Origin of the sequence: Nocardia sp. NPDC051911 (genome assembly GCF_040681035.1) — a bacterium.
Lineage (GTDB): Bacteria > Actinomycetota > Actinomycetes > Mycobacteriales > Mycobacteriaceae > Nocardia > Nocardia sichangensis.
The window spans coordinates 187,294-210,041 of the sequence record NZ_JBFAXY010000004.1 but is presented as its reverse complement, the minus strand read 5'-3'; the positions used below and the strand labels follow the sequence as shown (position 1 = coordinate 210,041).

General features: G+C 70.1%; 21 protein-coding genes. 12 read left to right on the top strand and 9 right to left on the bottom strand.

What is annotated here, in order from left to right:
- Positions 1-6 precede the first annotated feature (6 nt).
- Both AB0L97_RS07050 and AB0L97_RS07045 read right to left on the bottom strand, forming a co-directional pair.
- Positions 7-1,245, bottom strand: a complete 1,239-nt coding sequence (locus AB0L97_RS07050) for an HRDC domain-containing protein (protein WP_355070395.1) — start codon at positions 1,243-1,245, stop codon at positions 7-9.
- A 137-nt stretch (positions 1,246-1,382) separates the two neighbouring features.
- The gene (locus tag AB0L97_RS07045) at positions 1,383-2,021 is read right to left on the bottom strand and encodes a DUF3000 domain-containing protein (protein ID WP_084823786.1); all 639 of its coding nucleotides are present in this window, start codon (positions 2,019-2,021) and stop codon (positions 1,383-1,385) included.
- A gap of 123 nt (positions 2,022-2,144) precedes the next feature.
- On the opposite strand from AB0L97_RS07045, the gene hemE reads away from it, so the two are divergent.
- The 5 genes from hemE to hemQ all read left to right on the top strand — a co-directional run bounded on the left by hemE (position 2,145) and on the right by hemQ (position 7,575).
- A complete protein-coding gene (hemE, locus tag AB0L97_RS07040) occupies positions 2,145-3,209 on the top strand; it encodes a uroporphyrinogen decarboxylase (protein ID WP_364426092.1) in 1,065 nt (354 codons plus the stop codon).
- 392 nt (positions 3,210-3,601) lie between these two features.
- Complete coding sequence (locus AB0L97_RS07035) at positions 3,602-4,963, top strand: protoporphyrinogen oxidase (protein WP_355070397.1); 1,362 nt, start codon at positions 3,602-3,604, stop codon at positions 4,961-4,963.
- Between the two features lie 196 nt (positions 4,964-5,159).
- Positions 5,160-5,615 (top strand): Rrf2 family transcriptional regulator, encoded by a 456-nt coding sequence (locus tag AB0L97_RS07030; RefSeq protein WP_364425971.1) that lies wholly within the window; start codon positions 5,160-5,162, stop codon positions 5,613-5,615.
- 15 nt (positions 5,616-5,630) lie between these two features.
- On the top strand, positions 5,631-6,875 hold the full coding sequence (locus AB0L97_RS07025; RefSeq protein ID WP_364425969.1) for a globin domain-containing protein: 1,245 nt from the start codon (positions 5,631-5,633) through the stop codon (positions 6,873-6,875).
- Between the two features lie 4 nt (positions 6,876-6,879).
- On the top strand, positions 6,880-7,575 hold the full coding sequence (gene hemQ, locus AB0L97_RS07020) for a hydrogen peroxide-dependent heme synthase (RefSeq protein ID WP_355070401.1): 696 nt from the start codon (positions 6,880-6,882) through the stop codon (positions 7,573-7,575).
- A 97-nt stretch (positions 7,576-7,672) separates the two neighbouring features.
- Here the strand turns inward: hemQ and msrB are convergent, their stop codons facing one another.
- The 4 genes from msrB to AB0L97_RS07000 all read right to left on the bottom strand — a co-directional run bounded on the left by msrB (position 7,673) and on the right by AB0L97_RS07000 (position 11,897).
- A complete protein-coding gene (gene msrB, locus AB0L97_RS07015) occupies positions 7,673-8,116 on the bottom strand; it encodes a peptide-methionine (R)-S-oxide reductase MsrB (protein WP_355070403.1) in 444 nt (147 codons plus the stop codon).
- Entirely contained in the window at positions 8,113-9,447 is a 1,335-nt protein-coding gene (locus AB0L97_RS07010) for a glycosyltransferase family 87 protein (RefSeq protein WP_356961596.1), read from the bottom strand. Before AB0L97_RS07010 ends, msrB begins: the two co-directional genes overlap by 4 nt.
- 82 nt (positions 9,448-9,529) lie before the next feature.
- Positions 9,530-11,086: an alpha/beta hydrolase gene (locus AB0L97_RS07005; RefSeq protein WP_356961598.1), complete on the bottom strand. Its 1,557-nt coding sequence runs from the start codon at positions 11,084-11,086 to the stop codon at positions 9,530-9,532.
- Between the two features lie 31 nt (positions 11,087-11,117).
- Positions 11,118-11,897, bottom strand: coding sequence for a pyrimidine reductase family protein (locus tag AB0L97_RS07000; protein ID WP_364425965.1), 780 nt, complete (start codon positions 11,895-11,897; stop codon positions 11,118-11,120).
- Between the two features lie 17 nt (positions 11,898-11,914).
- Between AB0L97_RS07000 and zapE the strand changes: the two genes are divergently transcribed.
- From zapE to AB0L97_RS06985, 3 genes are all read left to right on the top strand, one after another.
- Complete coding sequence (gene zapE / locus AB0L97_RS06995; protein WP_355070410.1) at positions 11,915-12,931, top strand: cell division protein ZapE; 1,017 nt, start codon at positions 11,915-11,917, stop codon at positions 12,929-12,931.
- Positions 12,932-13,005: 74 nt separating this feature from the next.
- Entirely contained in the window at positions 13,006-13,788 is a 783-nt protein-coding gene (locus AB0L97_RS06990; RefSeq protein ID WP_364425962.1) for a tyrosine-protein phosphatase, read from the top strand.
- A gap of 68 nt (positions 13,789-13,856) precedes the next feature.
- Positions 13,857-14,609 carry an alpha/beta hydrolase gene (locus AB0L97_RS06985; RefSeq protein ID WP_355070414.1) on the top strand — a complete coding sequence of 251 codons (753 nt, stop codon included), beginning with the start codon at positions 13,857-13,859 and terminating at the stop codon, positions 14,607-14,609.
- Positions 14,610-14,616: 7 nt separating this feature from the next.
- Here the strand turns inward: AB0L97_RS06985 and AB0L97_RS06980 are convergent, their stop codons facing one another.
- The gene (locus tag AB0L97_RS06980; protein ID WP_355070416.1) at positions 14,617-15,156 is read right to left on the bottom strand and encodes a GNAT family N-acetyltransferase; all 540 of its coding nucleotides are present in this window, start codon (positions 15,154-15,156) and stop codon (positions 14,617-14,619) included.
- On the opposite strand from AB0L97_RS06980, the gene AB0L97_RS06975 reads away from it, so the two are divergent.
- On the top strand, positions 15,155-15,616 hold the full coding sequence (locus tag AB0L97_RS06975) for a hypothetical protein (RefSeq protein WP_364425959.1): 462 nt from the start codon (positions 15,155-15,157) through the stop codon (positions 15,614-15,616). The genes AB0L97_RS06980 and AB0L97_RS06975 overlap by 2 nt on opposite strands.
- On the opposite strand, the gene AB0L97_RS06970 is transcribed toward AB0L97_RS06975, so the two are convergent.
- On the bottom strand, positions 15,567-16,793 hold the full coding sequence (locus tag AB0L97_RS06970; RefSeq protein ID WP_364425957.1) for an MFS transporter: 1,227 nt from the start codon (positions 16,791-16,793) through the stop codon (positions 15,567-15,569). The genes AB0L97_RS06975 and AB0L97_RS06970 overlap by 50 nt on opposite strands.
- A 167-nt stretch (positions 16,794-16,960) precedes the next feature.
- Here AB0L97_RS06970 and AB0L97_RS06965 point away from each other — a divergent pair, with 167 nt between their 5' ends.
- The 3 genes from AB0L97_RS06965 to AB0L97_RS06955 all read left to right on the top strand — a co-directional run bounded on the left by AB0L97_RS06965 (position 16,961) and on the right by AB0L97_RS06955 (position 21,200).
- Positions 16,961-18,193, top strand: coding sequence for a cytochrome P450 (locus tag AB0L97_RS06965; RefSeq protein ID WP_364425955.1), 1,233 nt, complete (start codon positions 16,961-16,963; stop codon positions 18,191-18,193).
- A 58-nt stretch (positions 18,194-18,251) separates the two neighbouring features.
- Positions 18,252-19,811, top strand: coding sequence for an NAD(P)/FAD-dependent oxidoreductase (locus AB0L97_RS06960; protein WP_364425953.1), 1,560 nt, complete (start codon positions 18,252-18,254; stop codon positions 19,809-19,811).
- A 426-nt stretch (positions 19,812-20,237) separates the two neighbouring features.
- Positions 20,238-21,200 carry a LysR family transcriptional regulator gene (locus AB0L97_RS06955; protein ID WP_364426090.1) on the top strand — a complete coding sequence of 321 codons (963 nt, stop codon included), beginning with the start codon at positions 20,238-20,240 and terminating at the stop codon, positions 21,198-21,200.
- Here AB0L97_RS06955 and AB0L97_RS06950 read toward each other — a convergent pair.
- The gene (locus AB0L97_RS06950; RefSeq protein WP_364425951.1) at positions 21,167-22,213 is read right to left on the bottom strand and encodes a hypothetical protein; all 1,047 of its coding nucleotides are present in this window, start codon (positions 22,211-22,213) and stop codon (positions 21,167-21,169) included. The two genes, AB0L97_RS06955 and AB0L97_RS06950, sit on opposite strands and share 34 nt — an antisense overlap.
- Between the last annotated feature and the right edge of the window lie 535 nt (positions 22,214-22,748).

The window sequence follows — 22,748 nt, the reverse complement described above, 5'->3', positions numbered from 1 at the left end:
CGGGCGCTAGTCCGACGGCGGCAACGCCGCGGCCAGTCGCGGGACGTCGAGTTCCCGCTGCCACGGCCGGGCGCCGCCGGACTTCAGGAATCCGTCGACGGCGGAGGGGTCCACCGCCTCGTAGTCGGGCAGTCCGTCCCAGCACAGGCGGCGAACCAGATCCGGCGCGAGCAGGTTCTCCACCGGGATCGCGTGCTGCGCCGACAGGTCGGCCATGGCGGCTCGTGCCCGGGTCAGGCGCGCCGCCGCAGCCGGGTCGCGGCGCTCCCAGCGGTTGACCGGCGGCGGGCCGTCGAACGGCTGGGTGAGCGGCGGGAGGTCGCTGTCGGGCAACGTACGGCCGCGCTCGATCGCGGCGAGCCATTCGCGGGAGTACCGGCGCTGGCGCGGACCGCCGAACACCGGCAAGGTGCGCAACTGCGCGATGGACCTGGGTTCCGCGGCCGCCGCGGCGATGATCGCGGCGTCCGGGAGGATGCGGGCGGGCGCCACGTCGCGGGCACGGGCCAGCGCGTCCCGCGCGGTCCACAGCTCGCGCACCACCGCCAGTTGCCTGGTGCGTCGCAGGGTGTGGATGCCCGAGGTACGCCGCCACCGCTCGGCCTTCGGCGCGGGCGGGTCCAAGGTGCGAATGTGTTCGAATTCCTGTATCGCCCAATCCGTTTTGCCCTGCGCATCGAGTGCGTCGGCCACGGCGTCGCGCAGTTCGAGCAGCAGTTCCACGTCCAGGGCGGCGTAGTTCAGCCAGTCGGCGGGCAGCGGCCGGGTGGACCAGTCGGCCGCCCCGTGCCCCTTGCGCAGCGCGTGGCCCAACAGCCGCTCCACCATCGCGGCGAGCCCGACGCGCTCGAAACCAGCCAGACGTCCGCCGAGTTCGGTGTCGAACAGCCTGGCCGGGCGCAAACCCAGTTCGGCCAGGCCGGGAAGATCCTGGTCCGCGGAGTGCAGGACCCACTCCAGCCCGTTGATCGCGTCGGCCAGCGGGCCGAGGGCTTCGGTGACCGGGATCGGGTCGATGAGGAACGTGCCCGCGCCCGCACGGCGCAGCTGGATCAGATACGCGCGCGCCGAATAGCGGAACCCGGAGGCGCGTTCGGCGTCCACGGCCAGCGGGCCGGTGCCCGCGACCAGCCGGGCGGCGGCTGCGCTGATCTCGGCGGCGGTGTCCAGTACCGGTGGCACGCCCTCCACCGGCGCGAGCAGCGGCGTCGCGGCCGAGGGTTCGGATTCGTCTGGTACGGACATGGTGTTGAACTTTACGTGCCGACGCCACGGCGCCGCCGTCCTATCGGCGCATAAGTGTGTCGGCGAATCGGGCGCGATGTGCCCCGCACACAGAACGAGGGGCTCCGGCGCAGGTCACGGCACGCCGACGGGCGTGCTCAGGGGTGATCGCCGGACAGGCCGGGCCGGATCTGCAGCTGGGTCACCCCGGCCGGCGGCAACCCCGCCGCGTAGGCCAGTACCTCGCAGAACGCCTCCAGATGCGGGCGCATGTCGGTGGTGACCGGCGTCCACGACGCGCGTATCTCCAGCTGATGGGCGCGCGGCGGACCGGCGATGTCTCCGTAGCGCACCGAGCTGGTCGAGGTCACCGTGCCGCCGAGCGCGGTGAACGGCTCGGTGCGCGACTCCAGCGCGTCCACCAGCCAGCTCCACGCCACCTCGGGCAGCAGAGGATCGGTGGCGAGCGCGGCGTCGATGTCGGCCTGGATGTAGGCGACCAGGCGCAAGGTGCCGTGCCAGGTGTCGTCGCCGTCCGGATCGTGCAGCAGGATCAGCCTGCCGAACGCGTCGCCTTCGGAATCGGCTGGTACGACAGGGGTTTCCGGATGAGCGACCTCCGCGCCGATGGCGTAGGAGAACGGTGCGAGTCGTTGCGGGGGCCGGATGGGCGCGAGCTCGATCCGAGGGTGCACGGTAGCGGTGCCCATCGCCTCGACCGCGGCGCGAAACTGAGCTGGCTCGCCATGAGGTCCTTCGGTCGGTGCGGCGCCGTCGCGGAAGTCGAGCGGTGTCACGAATGCTGACGGTAGACCTTGTGCACCCGGCGCAGTCGGAGGCGCGCCGCTACGGGCCATGCGGCGTCCGTGCGGTCATCGCTGCCGCCTCCGCGTCCGCCCCTCCCACCGGGCCCGCATACGATAGCCGTGATGAGCACTCATACCCGCCGCCGGTTGACCGATGCCCCGTTCCTGGCCGCCGCTACCGGCGCGACGCCCAGCAGGCGTCCGGTGTGGTTCATGCGCCAGGCCGGACGCTCGCTGCCCGAGTACCGCGAAGTGCGGGCGGGCATCGGGATGCTCGAATCCTGCTTCGATCCCGAGCTGGTGTGCGAGATCACCTTGCAGCCGATTCGCAGGCACGGCGTCGACGCCGCGATCCTGTTCTCCGACATCGTCGTTCCGCTGAAAGCGGCGGGGATCGACCTGGACATCGTGCCGGGCGTGGGGCCGGTGGTCGCCGCGCCGGTGCGGACGGTCGGCGACGTGCGCGGTCTGCCCCGGCTGCGCCCCGAGGAGGTCGGGGCGGTGACCGACGGCGTACGCCTGCTGGTCGACGCGCTGGGGGAGACGCCGCTGATCGGGTTCGCGGGCGCGCCGTTCACCCTCGCCTCCTACCTGGTCGAGGGCGGTCCGAGCAAGAACCACGAGCGCACCAAGGCGATGATGTACGCCGATCCGCAGACCTGGCACGAGCTGCTGGGCGTGCTCACCGACATCACCATCGCGTTCCTGCAGGCGCAGTTGGCGGCGGGCGTCGACGCGGTGCAATTGTTCGACTCCTGGGCGGGCGCCCTCTCGCTGGCCGACTACCGCAATTTCGTGCTCCCGCATTCGGAGCGGGTGTTCGCCGAGATCGCCGAGGCGGGCGTGCCGCGCATCCACTTCGGTGTGGGGACCGGAGAGCTGCTCGGCGCCATGAGCGAGGCGGGCGCCGACGTGGTCGGCGTCGATTGGCGGGTGCCGCTCACCGCGGCCGTCCGCCGCGTCGGGCCCGGAAAAGCGTTGCAGGGCAACCTCGATCCCGCCGTACTGTTCGCCGGACCGGAAGCGATCGAGGAGCAGGCCCGGCGGATCGCGCGCGAAGCGGACGAGGCGATCACGCTCGGCGCCGCCGGGCACATCTTCAACTTGGGCCACGGGGTGCTTCCGGACACCGATCCGGGCGTGCTGACCGCCTTGGTGGAACTCGTCCACGAGTTGTAGCGCGGGCGAACGCGGGTAGGCCGCCACGGCCGCGAGGCAGCAGTGCGGCGGCTGTGTCGAGCGCTGAGGCCGGGAACCCCTGCTGTCGTCGCGGCCCACCCGTGTCGGTGCTCTTGGAGTCTCTGCGAACGTGATGGCGACTGCCACGGTCGCTCGCTGGGATCCGGCGAAGGTACCGCCGCATACCCGGCCGCCAGGTCGACCCGCGTACCACGCGCCGACGCCCGGCAGCCATCCGCGAGCGGCCGAGGCGGTTCAGGCTGCCATCGGCCGAGTCGAGTCGGGCCGACGTATCCGTCATCGCCGCGGACATCGTGGACACAGTGTGTTCCGAGTCATCCGGGCGCCTACCGTCGGACGGCCGCCGTCGCGGTACGCGATACGGTCGAGGCATGCGTATCGCGGTGGTCGGCGGTGGGATCAGCGGGCTGGTGGCCGCGTATCGGTTGCGGATGTCGCTCGGGCCGGATGCCGACGTACTCGTGCTCGATCGCGCCGAACGGATCGGCGGCATCCTCTACACGGGCGAACTGGGCGGGGAGCCACTGGATCTCGGCGCGGAGGCGTTCGTCGGGCGACGGCCGGAGGTACCCGCGCTGCTGCGGGAACTCGGGCTCGAGTCGCAGTTGGTGACCCCGGCGGGTCTGCGGCCGTTGGTGTGGTCCGCCGGCACCGCGCACCCGCTGCCGGAGGGCACCTTGATGGGTGTCCCGGCGAACGCGGAGTCGATGCGCGGGCTGGTCGACGCCGAGACACTGGCACGCATCGCCGCCGAACCCGACCGGCCGCTGGCCTGGGAGCCCGGCTCCGACACCGACGTCTACCGACTGGTCGCCGACCGCTTCGGCGCGCAGGTCGCCGAGCGCAGCGTGGATCCGCTGCTCGGCGGCGTGTACGCGGGCAGCTCCCGCTCCATCGGTGTCCGCGCCGCGCTGCCCACGCTCGCCGCCGCGCTGGACGACGGCGCGCCCAGTCTCACCGCCGCCGTCGGCGCCGCGCTGCCGCCGCCCTCGAACGCGCCGGTCTTCGGTGGCATCCGGGACGGCTACCGGGTGCTGCTCGAGGCGCTCGCCGAACGTTCCGGGGCGCGGTTCGTCACCACGACGCCGGGCACGCGTCTGGCCAGAGGTCTGCGCGGTTGGGTGGTCGACCCGATCGGCGCCGTCGACGCGGTGGTGCTCGCCACTCCGGCGCCGGTGACCGCGCGACTGCTGGCCGCCGTCGCCCCGGTCGCCGCCGCGGAACTGGCCGGTGTCGAACTCTCCTCGTCGGCGGTGGTCGCGCTGGCGCTGCCCCGCGAGACCGCCCTGCCACAGAACTCCGGCATCCTGGTGGCCACCGGAGAGCCGCTGCGGGCCAAAGCCTTCACCCTGTCCAGCCGCAAATGGACACATCTCGCACAACGTGAAACGGCGCTCGTCCGCGTCTCTTTCGGCAAGTTCGGCGACGACTCCCCGCTGTCCTGGCCCGACGCCGAACTCGTCGCCGCCGCCACCGCGGACCTGGCTACCGTCACCGGAGTCGCGATCGAGCCGGTCGAGGCTGTCGTACAGCGCTGGCCGGGTGGCCTCGCCCAGTACGCGCCCGGCCATCCGGCCCGCATCGCGGCCGTCGAAGCCGAGGTCGCGGCGCTGGACGGGCTGGCGGTGGCGGGCGCGTACCTGCACGGCGTCGGTGTGCCCGCGTGCGTCGCCTCCGGCGCGGCCGCCGCACAGCGCATCGCGGCGGAGGTCGGTGCGGGCACCGTACGCTGACCGTTCGCCGGGCGTGTCCGCACCGACGAGATTCGTCGCGGCACCGCGCACGCGCTTTCCTGTGACCACAATTATGCGGCACTGTTCCGGCCTGTCGGACAATGTGCGGCGCACTTAAAATGCGCACCGATCGGCGTAATTAAGGACACCTCGCCGGAATGCGGAATCGGTGGAATTCGCCGGTACCGTGAGCACCATGCAGCTCTCGCATTTCACCGATATCGGTTTGCGCACCATCATGCGGCTCGCGGTGGAGGACGAGAAGAATTCCCGGGTCACCACCAAACTCATCGCGCGACAGGTCGGCGCGTCCGAAAAGCATGTGGCCAAGGCGGTTTCGCGGCTGGCCGAACTGGGTCTCGTCGAGGCGCACCGCGGACGATCCGGCGGATTGTTCATCACCGCGGCAGGTCGCGCCGCGTCGGTGGGTGAGCTCGTCCGGGAATTGGAAGACGACCGCGACGTGGTGGAGTGCGGGGAACCGAATCCGTGTCCGTTACTCGGCGGGTGCCGATTGCGTCGAATTCTCGCCGACGCGAAGAAGGCTTTCTATACCGAACTCGACCGTTATTCGATAGAGGATTTGGTCACCTCGTCGACAATCGGGTTGCTGCATTTACTCGTCCGCTCCACGGCGAGTGTCACCCCCTGAGATGAAGGAAGTTTCATGAACCTCGACAGCGTCGTCCGTGCCGAACCGGAACTCGAACCGCGGCACGCCGAGGTCGTCCGCGCGACCCTACCGCTGGTGGCGGCGAACATCGACCGCATCACGGCCGTGTTCTACCGCACGATGTTCGACGCCCACCCGCGTCTGCTGCGCGACACGTTCAACCGGGGCAATCAGGCACAGGGCAGTCAGCAGCGGGCGCTGGCCGCCTCCATCGCCACCTTCGCCACGTACCTGGTCGACCCCGCGCTGCCGCACCCGGCCACTATGTTGTCGCGGATCGCGCACAAGCACGCCTCACTCGGGGTTACTCCGGAGCAGTACCGGATCGTGCACGAAAATCTGTTCGCGGCCATCGTGGAAGTGCTCGGCGCCGACGTGGTCGGCGACGCGGTCGCGGCGGCCTGGGATCGGGTCTACTGGATGATGGCCGACACGTTGATGGATCAAGAGAAGGGGCTCTACGCCGAGGCGGGCGTGGATTCCGGCGACGTGTTCCGGGACGTCCGTGTCGTGGCTCGCGACGACGACCCCTCGGGCGTCGCGGTCTTCACCGTCGAGTCCGCCGACCCGGCTGCGCGGCTACCGGGATTCATTCCGGGACAGTATGTTTCGGTCGGCGTCCGGCTTCCCGACGGTGCGCGCCAGTTGCGTCAGTACAGCCTGGTGGGCAAGCCGCGCGACGGCGCGCTGTCGTTCGCCGTCAAGCGGGTCGAGGCGGCCGCCGGCTGCCCGGCGGGCGAGGTGTCCTCCTGGCTGCACGAGCAGTTGCGCCCGGGTGACCCGCTGCAGATCACCCTTCCGTTCGGTGACGTCGTCCTCGATACCGCGGCGGAGACACCGCTGGTGCTGATTTCCGCCGGCATCGGTGTGACCCCGACGATCGGCGTTCTCGACTATCTCGCCGCCCACGACCCGGGCCGTCGCACGCTGGTCGTGCACGCCGACCGTGCGCCGCGCACCCATCCGCTGCGCGATCGGCTGCTGGGACTCACTGCTCGGCTCGAACGGGCCGAGGTCGAAATCTGGTACGAGGAACCGACTCCCGGCGTCCGGCACGGCCGGGCCGATCTCTCGGTGCTGAACGTGCCCGAGGACGCCGACGTATACGTCTGCGGTCCATCCGGGTTCCTGGGCGAGATGCAACGCCAGTTGCGCGCCCTCGGTATCCCCGACGCCCGCGTGCACATCGAGCAGTTCACGCCCGGCGACGCGGGCGCTCCCGAGCGAGTGGCACGATAGTGCTATGGCGCGACTCGACTATCAGGCTCTCAACTCCACCATCCGCTACCTGATGTTCTCGGTCTTCCAGGTGCAGCCCGGAGTGCTGGGCGAGGACCGGGACGCGGCGACCAAGGAGGCCAAGGCGTTCTTCGACGGTCTGGCCGACCGCGACGTCGTGGTCCGCGGCATCTACGACGTGGCCGGGATGCGCGCCGACGCCGATTTCATGATCTGGACCCACGCCGAACGCGTCGAGGACCTGCAAGCCGCGTACGCCGATTTCCGCCGCACCACCGAGCTGGGACGGGCCAGCGCGCCGGTCTGGAGCAACGCGGCGCTGCACCGCCCCGCCGAGTTCAACAAGAGCCACATCCCGGCCTTCCTGGCCGGCGAGGAGGCGGGCGCCTACATCTGCGTGTACCCGTTCGTCCGGTCCTACGAGTGGTACCTGCTGCCCGACGAGGAGCGCCGCCGGATGCTGGCCGAACACGGCAAGGCCGCGCGTGGCTACCCGGACGTGCGAGCGAACACCGTCAGTTCGTTCGCGCTCGGCGACTACGAGTGGATCCTGGCCTTCGAGGCGCCCGAATTGCACCGGATCGTCGATCTGATGCGTGACCTGCGGGCCACCGACGCCCGTCGGCACGTGCGCGAAGAGATCCCGTTCTTCACCGGCCCCCGCGTGGAGATCGAGCAGCTGATCGCCGCTCTGCCCTGATGCGCCCTGCCCCGGTGCAGGCAAACGCTTGCCCGAAGTTTTCGGGGCATGCGCCGAGCGCCGGGGCTTCGTACGCTGCCCGTGAGCGTCGGGCTGGTTACTCCGCTGCGCTGTCCGAGGGGTGCAGTCGCAGGGCGATGGAGTTGATGCAGTAGCGCTTGTCGGTGGGCGTGTTGTACCCCTCGCCCTCGAACACGTGGCCGAGGTGGCTGTGGCAGTTCGCGCACAGCACTTCGACCCGATGCATGCCGAGCGAGTCGTCCGACCGGAGAATCACCGCGTCGGACGCGGCCGGATCGAAGAAGGACGGCCAGCCGCAGTGCGAGTCGAACTTCTCGGTGCTGCGGAACAGTTCGGCGCCGCAGGCCCGGCACACGTAGACGCCTTCGGTTTTGGTGTCGGTGTACTCGCCGGTGAACGGCCGCTCGGTAGCCGCCTCGCGCAGCACCGAGTACTCCTCGGGGTTCAGCTTCGACCGCCATTCCTGCGGCGAGAGCTGGATGCGCGGCGCGGGCAGGGACGTGTCGGCTTCGGAACTCATGGCTCCACGCTAATACGATTCTGCTCCGCGGGCGTCGAACCGTTTTGTGGTCTGTGGGTTTCCGCCGGGAGAGCCGCGGCGACCGGCGGCTGCGGCTGTTCGCCGCGCGGGTCCGGGGCGGAACTCATCCACGCGGGATCGATGCCGAACGGCAGCCTGCCTTCCCGCCGCGCGGCCAGATAGCGGTCGCCGAGCACGCAGAACACGACGATGAGCAGCAGGCCCCAGCCGAAGGTGATGCGCAGGTACTCCAGGTTGCGGCCGATGTGCTGCCAGCGGTCCGATAGCCACTTGTCGTAGCTCATGAACCCGAAGATCGCCAGCCAGGCCGGCCAGTTGCGCAGCACCGAGTTGCGCAGCACGACGGTCATCAGGAAGGGGAACAGCATCATCGAGTAGTACATCTGCCCCAGCGAGCTGAGCAGGAACGAGGCCGTCAGCAGCACGCCGGAGGAGGTGCAGACGAAGAACAGTTCGTCCTCGCGGTAGTAGCGGTACAGCAGCCACAGCGAGATCAGCACGAGCACGCCGAGCGCCACGCGCATGCCCCAGGTCAGCCACGGCGGCAGTCCGTAGTACTCGCCGTTGCCGACGATGGCGCTGTTGAAGTAGTCGCGGGATTCGAAGAGGTAGGGCGCGGTGCGGGTGATGAACTTCTCGGGGTCCTTCACCAGCGGCCAGGCGATCGCGGTGAGCGCGAGCGGCACGCCGAGGGCCGTCACGAAGACTTTCCACTGCCCGCGCACGAGCGCGATCAAAAGCAACGGAGCCAGTGTCGGTTTGACCGCGATACTCAATCCGAGCGCGGCGCCCGCCCAGAGGTCGCGCCGCTTCAGCAGCAGGTGGATGAAGATCAGCTCCGCCAGCAGCACGCAGCCGTTGACGTTGGTGAACACCAGCGTGTTGATCACGGTCTCGGAGGAGAACATCGCCAGCAGCAGCGCGGGCGCGGCGACCGAATGCAGGGTGTACCGGAACAGCCGCAGCAACAGGTACCAGGCGATGAGAATCGCGATCGCGTTGAGGGCGATGAACAGCCAGCGCGACTTCTCGTAGTCGATGGCGGCGATCGGCGCGATCAGCAGGGTGCCGCTGGGCGGGTACAGGTAGTGCGGGTCCACCGAGTCGAAATTCGCGGTGTAGACCGGCCGCCCGTTCAGGAAGTCGAACGACGCCTGGTAGACAGGCCGGTAGTCGTCGGTGATGAAGCCGTTGACAGCCTTGATGAAAACCCGGTTCAGCACGGTCATGACCGCCAGGGGCCAGAGTGCGAACTTGATCACCTCGGCGGTGGTGCGAGCGGTCCTGGGCTCGAGCTGTCGAAGGAACACTGGGGCACGGTACACCGGATGGGTTACCGGCGGTTGGCCGGACCTGTCGGACGCGCCGCTCGAACGGCTCCGCACGCCCGGGCTACGCCGGGCATGCGGTGCCATCTGCGGGAAGTTTGCCGTCCTTCAGATAGTCGAGCACGGCCCGCTGCGCGCAGCCGGAATGCGTGGACACCGGATGCCCGAAGCCCTGCCAGGACAGCGCCGCGTGCCGGGCGCCCGCCGAACCTATCGCGCCGGTCACCGAGGACTGGCCGCCGTTACCGACCACCGGATCGGCTACCCCGCCCAGCACGAACACTGGAATACCCAGCTTTTCGGGCAGCGGCGGCGCGGTCGACACCGGCCAGGCAGCGCACTCCATCAGGCCGATGGCCGCCGCCTTGCCGAAAACCGGATACTTGCCCGCCCATGTGCCCGCGAGTTCGTTCGCTTTGGCCGGTGTCGGCGGCAGCTGTGTGTCGGTGCAGCGGTTGACGAACTGGCCGTCGCTCGCGGTGGCCGCGGCCTCCTGCCTGATCAGGTTGCTCAGTGGCCCGCGGTCGCCGCGTCCGGCCGCGGCCAGCGTGTCGGACAGCTCGGTGACCCGAGCGGCCTGGTCGGCGCGCGGGCTGCCGAGGAAGCCCGACACCGCGGTCAGCAACGCGTTCGCCGAGATGTCGCCGAGTTCGCCGCCCGCGGCACGGTTCACCAGATCGGTGACCGCGGCGCGCGGATCGGCCCCGAGTGAGCAGCCGACGCCGACGCAGCGCTGCGCGAAGGCCGTCAGCGCCGCCTCGGCGCCCTGCACGGCCTGTTCGGCGCGGGTCACGGCGTCGGTGCCGACCGGTTCCGGGGAGTCGAGCACCAGCCGGGCGACGTGATCGCCGTACTTGCGGGCGTAGCTGAGCGCGACCTTCGCGCCGTTGCCCGTGCCCAGCAGCGCGATGTGGTCCACCTGCCATTGCCTGCGCAACTGCTCGATGTCGTCGGCGGCGTGCGGTGCGTCGAAGGTGCCTTCGTACGGCTGCAGGAAGTCGCGGCAGGCGATGGTGCCGTCCTGGCTCAACTTCGTCATGCGGGCCACCGGGTCGCCCGCGCCGGGACCGGACTGGGCGTTGTCGGCCAGGCCACGGCGGATCTCGGTGGGCAGGCAATCGATCGGCTGCGAGCCGCCGATGCCGCGCCGGTCCACCGCGACGATCGGGCGGGCGGCCAGCAGCACGGAGGCGGGGCCAGCGGCCAACCCGGCCAGGGTGGCGGAGGAGGAGCGATCCGAGCCCGAGGTGAGCACCAGCGGCGGCGCGTCGGCCGGGGTCTGCGCCAGCCTGGCCCGCAACGCGGCCGCGCGGAAACTGCCCAGCACCGTGCCCGTCGAGTCGATCGGGGTGGCGTACTCGGCGCAGTCGAGCACCAACCCGGCGGGCGCGGGGCCGAGTCCGAACTGATCCAAGGTCGGCTGGGTGCACTCGCGCCAACTGAGGTCGGTTCTGGGCAGCTCGGCCTTGGGCAGAGGAGCGGGCGCGGCGGAGGTGGTCGCGGTGCCAGCGACCGGCGGGCGCTGCACCGCGACACCGGGACGATCCGACGGTCCCGCGCCGCAACCGGCGGTCACGATCGAGAGGGTGGCGGCAAGCACGGCGGCCCGAGTCCAGCGCATTGCTACAGCCTGCCAGGTTCGGACGGTTCTTTCATCGACGGGCCCACCGGGTGAGCATGGTGCCGTCGTCGTCCAGCAACACGTGCGCGCGCGTCATGCGGACGCGGAATTCGTGCGCCGACAGCGAGATTCGCCGCGCCGCGCCGCCGACCAGCAGCGGCGCGGTGGTCAGGCACAGCTCGTCGACCACATCCGCCTCCAGCAGTTCGCCGAACAGATGCGGGCCGCCTTCGGTGAGTACCCGCAGCAGGCCGCGCTCGGCGAGCACCCGCAGCAAGCCGCTGGGCGTCACCGCGATGCCACCCGCTTCGATCACCTCGGCGCCCGCGTCCGCCAGCCGCTGCTTGCGGTCGGCGGGCGCGGTGGTCGTCGTGATGATCAGCGGCGGCACCTGGGTATCGGTGAGCAGGCGCGCGCCGGGGTCGATCGCCGCGCTCGCCGTGACGACCGCGATCGGCGGCGGCGCGCCGTCGAGATGCCCGCCGATGCCGCGCTCGTGGAACGCGCGGCGGCGCGCCGGGTCGGTGCGCGCCCCGCCGTAGTTCTCCGCGCGCGCCGTGCCCGCCCCGACGACGATCACCTCCGCCAGTTCGCGCAGCAACATGAACACCGTTCGGTCGGCCGGGGTGCCCAGCCCTTCGGTCAGGTTGCCGCTGGTGGCGGCGCCGTCGATGCTGGAGACGAAATTGGCGCGGACCCAAGGCGCGTCGAGCGCGGCGGGGAAGGCGTACATCTGCGCGAGGTCGTCCGGGCCGAGTGCTGTGAGCTGGATCGCATTCTGGCTACGCTGCATGAAATCAGATCTCACCACGTCTTTAGGCTTCGTCCATGCAAGAACGCCTCGTCGATCGTCACCCGGAGGTCCCGGCCGATCAGCTCGTCGCCCAAATGGTGCCGCCGCCCATGTTCGATGAGGTGAGCTTCGCCTCCTACATTCCCGATCCGAAGGAACCGAGCCAGGCGGCCGCGGTCGGCAAGGCCGAGGAGTTCGCCGGGCAGGTCGCCAAGATCAGCAAGGCCGCAGGCAAGAAGAGCTTCTTCGGTAAGAAGAAGCAGGTCAGCGGCGCGGGCCTGTATCTGGACGGCGGATTCGGCGTCGGCAAGACCCACCTGCTGGCCTCGATCTTCCACAGCTCGCCCGCGCCCAAGTCGTTCGGTACGTTCGGCGAGCTGACCAACCTGGTCGGCGCGCTCGGCTTCGCCAATGCCCTCGAGCGGCTCTCGGGCAACAGCGTGCTGTGCATCGACGAATTCGAGCTCGACGATCCCGGCGACACGATGCTGGTCTCGCGCCTGCTGACCGAACTGTCCGCGGCCGGTGTCTCGATCGCGGCCACGTCGAACACCTTGCCGGGGCAGCTCGGCGAAGGCCGTTTCGCCGCACAGGATTTCATGCGCGAGATCAAGAAGCTGGGCGCCATCTTCGAGGCGGTGCGCGTGGACGGGCCGGACTACCGCCACCGCGATCTGCCCCCCGCGCCGGAGCCCACCGCCGCCGCGGTCCTGGCCGAACGGGCGGCGAGCACACCGAATTCCACGCTCGACGAGTTCGACGCGCTGCTGAAGCACCTCAGCACCCTGCATCCGTCGAAGTACGGCGCGCTGATCTCCGGGGTGTCGTCGGTGTTCGTCTCCGGCGTGCATCCGGTCACCGATCAGGCCGTGGCGCTGCGCATCGTGGTGCTGGCCGACCGGCTCTACGACGCGAGCGTGCCGGTGACGGTGTCCGGCGCGAAACTGGACGAGATCTTCTCCGCCGAGATGCTGGAGGGCGGCTACCGCAAGAAGTACCTGCGCGCCATCTCCCGCTTGCTCGCGCTTTCGCGGTTCGAGGTCGCGGCCTAGCGCTGCCTGCCCGGCCTCGGCGGCCGACGAGAGAACGTGGGCAGACCCACAGACCCGATGATTGGAGCAGCCGAATGGCCACTCGTTTCCGCGTCCCGGTCGCGATGGCGGCCGGCCTGGCGGTCGCCTTCGGGCCGGTAGCCATCATCGCGCAGGCCGACCCGCCTGCGGCCGTCGTCGCCGATCCCTCCCTGCACCTGCAAGGGGTGCAGAACGCGCGGGACATCGGCGGGTATCGCACCACCGACGGCCGGATCGTGCGCACCGGTCTGGTGTATCGGACCGGGCAGCTGAACAACGCGACGCCGGAGGATCTGGCCGCGCTGACCGGCCGCCGCGTGCGCTCCGTGCACGACCTGCGCACGGTCTACGAGCGCGCGCTCGGTCCGGACCGGGTGCCCGCGGGCGCGACGGCGCACTGGGCCGACGTGATCGGCCAAGCTCCGCCGGAGGTCATCGCCACCACGCTCACCGGAGGCGACGGCCTGTATCGCGCGTTCATCACCGCACCCGGCGCGAACGAGGCGTTCGCTTCGGTGCTGCGCGACCTCATCGGCGCCGACGGCGCGGTGTTGTTCCACTGCACCGCGGGCAAGGACCGCACCGGCTGGACGGCGGCCGTGCTGCTCACGCTGCTCGGCGTCGATCGTGCCACGGTCACCGAGGACTATCTGCTGTCCAACCGATTCCGCAACGCGAGCGAGAACGACCCGCTCAACGGCGTTCAGGGATCCTGGCTCGACGCCGCCTTCGACCAGGTGGATCGGACCTACGGAAGTTTCGACGCCTATGTCCGGGACGGCCTGGGACTCACCGGCGCCGATATCGCGGCCTTGCGGGACCGACTGCTGGGCTGAGCGCGGCACCCGGCCCGATACGTCCGCTTCGGCAGTTTCGGTGGCGTGCCGTGCACTACGATCCCGGCATGGCGAAGTTTGAGACATGGGACGGCCTGGAACTCAATTACCGGGTGTGGGAGGGCGAGGGCATCCCGGTCGTGCTGCAGCACGGAGTGGTCGCGGATACCAACGCGAACTGGATGAGCACCGGTGTGGTCGCCGCACTGCAGTCCGCCGGGCACACCGTGGTGTCCCTGGACGCGCGCGGTCACGGCCGTTCCGGCAAGCCGCACGACGCGGCGCGGTACTCGTGGCAGGCGATGGCGCGTGACGTACGCGCCCTCTACGACGAGCTCGAATTCGAGGAGGTCGCGCAAGTCGGGTACTCGATGGGCGGGGTGATTTCGCTGATGGTGGCCGCGACCGACCGGCGGGTGCGGCGGCTGGCCGTCGGCGGCATCGGGTCGGGTGTGCTGGACTGCGGTGGCGTCGATCGCCGCGTGATCGACCTGCCGGATCTGCAGGCCGCGATGACCGGAGACGGCGCGGACGCGTCGCCGACCGCGAAGATGTTCCGGGTGCTGGCCGACGCGGTACAGGCCGACGTGCAAGCCATCCACGCCGTGGCGACGGGTCTGGACGATCGTCCCATCGAGACGCTGGCGGACATCACCGTGCCCGCGCTGGTGCTGGCGGGCGAGGACGACCCCTTCGCCGCCGAACCGGAGCGACTCGCCGCCGCGCTGCCGAACGGTGAACTGGCCGTGGTGCCCGGCGATCACCTGATGGCGGTGCTGAACCCCGCGTTCCACACCGCACTCGTCGATTTCCTGCGCTGAGGCGGGATCAGAAGACCAGCCGCAGCACGTAGTCGTGATGCACCTGGGCGCCGACGGTGAACGTCCTGGTGCCGGCCTCGGTGAAACCGTGTTTGGCGTAGAAGCGCCGAGCGCGGACGTTCTCCTGGTTGACGCCCAGCCATACGCCCGGATATCCCTCGGCGCGCGCCCAGTCCAGCGCGGCGTTCATCAGCGCGGTGGACACCCCGGTGCCGTGCCGGCCGGGCAGCACGTACAACTTGCTGAGCTCCACCATCGGGTGCGGCCCGACCGGCTCGGCCACCGCAGGGTCCGCTGGGCCGCCCGTGACCAGCATCGCGTAACCGACGATGTCGTCGTCCGCGACAGCCTTGAGCACGATCCGGGCCGGATCGCTCAGATATTCGCCGAACCGTTCGCCCGACAGGACCTCGCCGACGAACACCGCGATGTCGTCGGGCGTCGCCTCGGGCGGGCACGCCAGTGGAAAAGTCGCGGCGGCAACATCACTGAGCGCTTCCGCGTCCCACAGCCCGGCGCGGTCGACGACGACGGAGAGGTTGCTCATGGCTACATCAGAGCATATCGACAACGCGTCAGCGGCGCGGCTCAGGGCGCTCACCTCGTCGCGCGCCTGGCAGCAGGCGAGCGCCATGGAGGAGGCCGTCATCCGCCCGGTGCCCGCGAAGTCGGGCCCCGCGCCCGCGCCGCCGGTGAGCATCGCGGACTGGCGATCGGTCGCGGATCAGGTGAACAGCGAAGTGGTGGCGCTCTGGGGCGACCAGAACCAGCAGGCCGCAGACACCGCGGCGGGGCGGTCACGCGACTCGCTGCTGACCGGCGCCGCGGTGTCGGGCGCCACCGCGCCGGCCTTCCTGTTGTCGCCGTGGCTGGCGAATCGGCTGATCGGCCGATTGCGGCGATTGCGCTCGGAGACCTTGGCGCCGGCCGAGGTCCGGTTGTGCACCGCTGGTCGCACTAGCCGGTGGCAGGCCCGAGTTCGGTGGGCTGGTCCAGTTTCCGCGTAGGAGGCGCGCTCGCGACCCGATGGGAGCGGAAGACGCGGGAGAGCCCGATCAGGGCCACGGCGAACAGCAGCGGGATCACGAATCCCACGCGGTGACCGACGCTCGCCGCGATCGCGCCGACCACACCGCCGCCGAGCAGTGTCCCCGCGTAGTTGAACAGGTTGAGACGCGCGATCAGTGCGTCGAGCTCCCGTCCGGTCGCGAGTTGCCCGGCCGCGCTGAAGCACAGCGGCGCGATCACGGGCAGGCCCGCGCCCGCGACGAGGAACCCGGCGATCGCGACCGCCGGACTCGGCGCGGCCACCACGAGAGCCAGACCGAGGACTCCGGTGCCCGCGGCGGCCCGCACCACAGGGCGCGGACCGAAACGGCGCACCAGCGAATCCCCGGCGATCCGGGAGACCAACGACGTGCCTTGATACGCGGCGAAGGCGAGCGCCGCCGTCGCCGAACCGGCGAGCAGGTCGTCGGTCAGGTATAAAGCCGACCAGTTGCCCACCGCGAGGTCGACCGCGAAGACGAACGCCATCGCGACCCCGAACCCGACATACGCGCGCAGCGCGACGGTGGGACCGGACGCGGCGGTCTCGACGGGACTCGTCTCCGCGTCCCGCACGCCGAGCAGTCCTCGTCCGAGCGCCCAGCCGAGCAGCAGCACGATCGCGGCGGCCGCGAGCAGCGATTCGCGCAGCGTCACCTCCAGCGCCTCGCACCCGGATACGAACAATGCCCCGGCTATCGTTCCGGCGCTCCACGCGGCGTAGAACGACGACAGGATGAACGTCCCATAGCCGTGCTGGATGAACACGGCCTGCATGTTGGTGCTCGCGTCGACGATGCCGACCGCGATCCCGTAGCAGCCGAGTGCGGCCACCAGCAGCGCTGTGTTCGGCGCGAACGCCGCCGCCGATCCGGTGACGGCCACGAGCAGCAGCCCGATCCGCACCGCCGCGCGGCTGGACCAGCGCAGCGCCAGCCGCTCCGCGAGGACGCTGCCGCCGCCCGCCAGCAACGAGATCAGCACCACCGAGACCGCGATCACGCCGTCCGATAGCCCGAAACGCTCCTTCTGCTGCGGCAACTCGGTCAGCACGACGGCGAGGAAGAAGCCCTGTGCGCCGAACGCGAACGAGTTCGCGATCCGGGCACGCCGCAGGACGGGCGCGATCGAACTCATTGGCGCAGGGTAGCCGGACCCTGACGACGACGCGCGCCGGGCCGGGCCGCGACGACGGGCAACGCTGATCACAGGATGGTCCGGTCGCGCGGCCTGGCCGAGATCCGTGATCGGTGTCACCATCGAAGGGCCGCAACGATACTCACTAATCAGGGGGAACCGATCGGATGAGAGAGCTGCCCGCGGATTTCTTTCGCACGCCGCATGCCTTCTACCAGCAGTTGCGCGCCGAAGGACCGGTGCATCAGGTCCGGTTGCGCACCGGTGTGCACGCCTGGCTGGTGGTCGACTACGACGCCGCCAAGGAGGTGCTGCGCCATCCCGACGTCCACAAGGACCCGCACGCTCCGAGGGGCGCCGAGGCTCGGCGATCAGCCGCGGGTGGCAGCGGCGTCACGGCGGCCAACCCGCGCCTGAGCCTGCATCTGCTCAATTCCGACCCGCCGCGGCACTCGCGGCTGCGCAAACTCGTCACACCGGCGTTCGCGCCCGCGCGGATGGAGGCCCTCGCACCGCGGATCGTGGCGATCGCGGACGATCTGCTCGACGCGATCGATCGTTCGACGGGCGCCGGTCCGGTCGACCTGCTCGCGGAGTACGCGTTCCCGCTGCCGATCACGGTGATCTGCGAACTGCTCGGCGTGCCGGTCGAGGACCGCGCGCGCTTCCGGGAGTGGTCGGCGGCCGTGGTCGACACACTCATGTCCACGCCGGAGGGCATTCGTGCCGCGACCGACGCCATCGTCGACTACTTCGACGACCTGGTCGCCCGGCGGCGCGCGGAGGGCTTGGGTGAGGATCTGATCTCCCAGCTGCTGCTCGCCACCGAGGAAGGGGACCGGCTCAGTCACGACGAGCTGATCTCCATGGCCTTCCTGATCCTGGTCGCGGGCCACGAGACCACGGTGAACCTGATCGGTAACTCCGTGCTGGAACTGCTCGCCGATCCCGCCCGCTACCTGGCCCTGCGCGACGACCCGGCGGGCGTTACACCGCTGGTGGAGGAAACGCTGCGCCACAACGGCCCGGTCAACGTGGCGACCCTGCGTTACACCACCGCGCCGGTCCACCTGGCCGGCGGCGTCATCCCGGAAGGGGAGCTGGTACTGGTCTCGGTGGCGTCGGCCAACCGTGACGAACGGCACTTCGCCTCGCCCGCGGCGTTCGACCCGGACCGCGGCACGAACGGGCATCTGGCCTTCGGCCACGGCATCCACTACTGCCTCGGAGCGGCGCTGGCCAGGCTGGAGGCCCGCATCGCGCTGACCCGGCTGGTGCGGCGCTATCCGCAGCTGCGGGCCGCCGTCGACGACGCGGACCTGCGGTGGCGGGAGAGCGTTTTTATCCGTGGGCTGCTCGAGCTTCCGGTGGTCCCGGTGGGTACGCCCGTAGTGCGCTGAAGAGCGGATTCGGTCGACCGACTTTGCTGTGCGCCGCTGGCGACGTAATCTCTCGCGCATGACAAGCGGAAGCCGCATCGGGATCGTCGGTGCGGGTATCGCAGGTCTCGCCTGCGCGAAAGTGCTGAAACAGGCGGGTTTTCCGGTCGAGGTTTTCGACCGTGCACCCGATGTCGGTGGTGTGTGGAGCGCGACCCGGCGATACCCGGGACTGCAGACGCAGAACTCCAAGGACACCTATCACTTCTCCGACTTCCCCATGCCTGCCGACTACCCGCGCGTCCTCGACGGGCAGCAGATGCAGGCCTATCTGGCCGCCTACGCCGAGCACTTCGGGCTGACCGAGCACCTGCGGTTGGGCACCGAGGTGGTCGCCGCCGATCCGGTGGACAGCGGCTGGTTGCTGGAGATTCGCGATTCGAGCGGAGTCCATCGCGCCTCGTGCGATCACCTGGTCATCGCCAACGGTGTTTTCAGCGAACCCGCGATGCCGGAGTACCGCGGCGCCGACTGGTTCCGCGCGGCGGGCGGGCGCTTGTGCCACTCCTCGGAGTTCACCGATCTGGAGTCGGTGCGCGGCAAGTCGGTCGTCGTGGTCGGCTACGGCAAGTCCGCCTGTGACATCGCCACCGCGGTGAGCGAGGTGGCGGCGTCCACCTCGGTGGTGGCCCGGCGGCTGTTCTGGAAGATGCCGCGCAAGCTGGCGCGGGTGATCGACTACGAGCGGTTGATGCTGACCCGCTTCGGCGAGGCGCACTTCCACTACCTGCGGCCCCGCTGGATGGACCGGTTCCTCGACGGCCCCGGCGAATCGGTACGGATCAGCAATTTCGATCTGATCCAGGAACTGGTCACCAAGCACTCGCAGCTGCGTGAACTCGGTCTGGTGCCCGAGGGGCGGTTCGAGCAGATCGCCGAGAGCACCGTCAGCCTGGTGAGCGAAGGCTTCTACGAGCAGGTCGCCAACGGACGTATCACGGTGCACCGGGACACCACGATCACCGAGATGGGCGGTGGCCCGAAGGCGGCGCCCGGGATCCGGCTGTCCACCGGGCAGGTGCTGCAGGCGGACGTCGTGATCTGCGCGACCGGCTTCCAGCAGCGCGTGCCGTTCCTCACGCCGTACATCCAGCGCAGGCTGACCGATGAGCACGGCAATTTCCGCCTGCACCGTCAGATCCTGCCGTTGGAGGTCCCGAATCTGACCTTCGCCGGCTACAACTCCTCGGTGATCAGCACGCTGAACGCCGAGGTCGCCGCGCACTGGACCGCCGCGCTGCTCAACGGCGGGCTCGTCCTGCCGCCCGCCGAGAAACTCGACGAGGAGATGGACGCCCGGCTGCGCTGGATGGAGGAACGCACGCACGGCCACCACGCGCACGGCACCGCGGTCGTCCCGTTCTCCATCCAGAACATCGACGAGATGCTCGCCGACCTGAAGTTCCGCCTGCCGCTGCACACGCGCGTGGCGCAGGTGTTCCGCCGGATCAGGCCGGAGTCCTACCGCGGACTGGCCAACCGTCGCAAGCCGGGGCCAGGGCCGGTGGCACGCCCGGCGGTGCCGATCGAGGCTGAGCTGCTTCCGTACGAGGGCGACAGCGGCCGGGTCAGCCACTAGAACATCGGGGCGGACCCGGGTAGCGCCGGTCCACTCGGTCAGCGAGTTCTCCGATCGGTCCGGGCCGCGGGGTGGGCGACCGCGTGCGCACACTTGCATCGACTGCCGAACCGGCGGCTGTCATGCGGCAAATCGTGCCGGGCCGTCCGATGGCCGATCGGTCTGCGGTGCTGCTTTCTGGGTCCGGCGCGTCGATGAGGACTGTCGCGCCGCCGCCCAGCTGGCCTGTGCGGGGCGTATCCCCAGCTCACCGGCCAGCCGGATGCTCGCAACGGTGCCGTGCCCGTGGCGGCGGCCCGCTCGAGCACGGACGGTTCCGCCTCCGACTGTCCGGTGGAACCGCTCGGTTCGGACTCGCCGCGAGTTATCGCGCGCGCAATACCGGGGGCCGCTGTTTGCGTTGGCGATAATCCAAGGGTGGAAGCGCTGGACATGAATCTCCTCGTGGCCCTCGACGCACTGCTGGACACCAACAGCGTCACCTTGGCCGCGGAGCGCCTACACACCTCGCCGCCCGCGATGAGCCGGACGCTGGCCAGATTGCGCGACGTACTGGGCGACCCGCTGCTCGTGCGTGCCGGTCGCAACCTGGTGCCGACGCCGCGCGCACTGGAATTGCGATACGAGGTCAGCACGCTGGTCGAGCAGGGACGCGCACTGCTGACGCCGCGCGACGACCTCGACCCGGCCGCGCTGCGCCGGACGTTCGCGATACAGGCGGGCGACATGGTGCTCACCGAACTGGCCGGGCCCCTGCTGTCCGCGGTGCGCGCCCAAGCGCCGGGCGTGACGCTGCGCTTCCTGCCCGACATCGCCGAGGGCACCGGGGCGATGCGGGATGGACGCGTCGACCTGGAGGTCGGCGTGATCGACCACACCGACCCGGAGACCACTGTGCGCAGAGTGCTCACCGACCGGGTGATCGGAGTCGCCGCCACCGACCATCCGCTGGTCACCGATCGCGTCACCGTCGCCGCGTACGCCGCCGCGCCGCACCTGAGCATTTCGCGCACCGGCCGTTCGCACGGCCCGATCGACGACCGCCTCGCCCTGCACGGCCGCACCCGGCGGGTGGTGGCCACCGTGCCCACGCTGACCAGCGCGCTGTTCGCGGTGCGCGGCAGCGACCTGGTCTGCCCCGCACCCGCCTTGCTGAGCGCCGCTACCCTACCCGCGATCGGATTGAGCACGTTCGAGATACCCCTGCCGTTGCCCGAAGTCGCCATCGGGATGGCCTGGCATCCGCGCAACACCGCCGACGGGGGGCATCGCTGGCTGCGCGATCTCGTCCAGCAGATCCTGTTGCGTTCGTTCGCGGCGGCGCCTCCGCCGAAGCGGCGGCGCGTCAAGGCCCCTCAGGACATCGGGGGCGGGCTGGATAGCCGGTAGTCGGCCGGTCGGCGCTGCGCGTCGGTGCGGTCGGACTGATAGCCATTCGTCGTCGACTCGCCCGGCGCCGGCCCGAAGAGGTCGGAGCGGCCCAGCGGAGCCGCCGCCGTGCGCTTGAGTTCGTCCAGCATGGCTTGCAGCTTGTCCACGTGCGTGTTCTCGACCGGGGTGCGGTCGTCGTCGCCGGCGCGGTGCGCTCCGGTGAGTCCCACGCCCGGGGTGCCGGGGGCTGTGCCGTTCTCCGCGCCGTTGTGCGTCGTGCTCGGGGCGGACGCGACGATGCTCTCGTACGCGGCGTTCTCACCGGGGGAGTACGAGGTGGCGGGTTCGCGCGAGGCGATGAACGCCTCCTGCTGTCCCGGGCTCGGGTCGCGCGGTGTCGGCGCGGTGAAAGGCGATACGGGCTCCCGTTGGACCGGAGTGGTGAAAGCCGGCTCACGGGACGGCGGGGCGGTGAAGCTCGCCGCCGGGTCGCGGGGCGTGGTGAAGTTCTGCCCGGACGTGGCGTTCGTATCGAGCACGGTCGGCGTGGGCTCGCGCGGCGGTGTGAAACTCGTCTGCGCAGTAGAACTCGGTTCGACCGCCGCGTGCACCGGCTCTCGCTGCGTGCGCTGCGGGCGCACACCGTTCGTGGCACCGGCCGGCTCGCGGGAATCGCTCTTCTGCGCAGTGGCTTCGGCGCCGCCGTGCTGCGGTCCGCGCGCGTTCGATCGTCCCGCGGCTGCCCGGGGTAGCGGGCGTTGCGCAGTTCGCTGGTCCTCCTGCGCTGGGTCGTCACCGGATTCCAGGCGCTCCACCCTGGCATCGAGACTCGAGATGTCCTGTCCGGCACGGAAAGCCCAGGCCTCGAGCTCGGCCAACCGCCCCTCGACGGTCGGTTCGCTCACCACGGTCTGCGCACCGTCGATCCGGGCCGCCACCGCGTCGAGCTTCTCGCTGACCTCTCGGAGAGCCGACGCGATACTCGCCAACATCGTGCCGACCGACTCGCCGGTCTGCTGACCGTGCTCCATCCAGTACCCACTTCCCCGTATCGGCCCAGCTCGCACTCGGCCGGACGATTCTATCCGCCCAGTTGGACATCCGCGGCTCGCGAAAGATTCGGCGGTGCACCGCCGAATCAAGACCTGATCGAAGCAGCCTAGGCCCCCGGAATCAGCCCCCTGCAGGCGGATTACGTGGCGACCCGGTTTGTCCGAAAACGGGCCGACGCATCTGATCGGTCATTATCCGCCCGAAGCGCGTCCTGCGCGAGTTCACGCCCAGGGGTGGCTGCGCGAAGGCCGTGCCGGTTGCCGCGGGGCCAGGGTTGCGAGCGGCCGGGCGCGTCGTGGGATGGCGGCAACTGTCAATTCAGCGTTCCCGCAGTGGCCGATGCCGTCCCGTGGCATGATGAAAGCCCTTGTGCCGCAGAGTACAACGCAGATCTCGTCGGCAGGCCACGTGTGTGGCACACCCGAGCGCGGGGTGAACGGGGCTGGCGAGGTAGCCGAGTCTGACGCACTCTTGATCTATGGCGTAGGTCGCCGGGCCTGCGGTGGTTTGTGC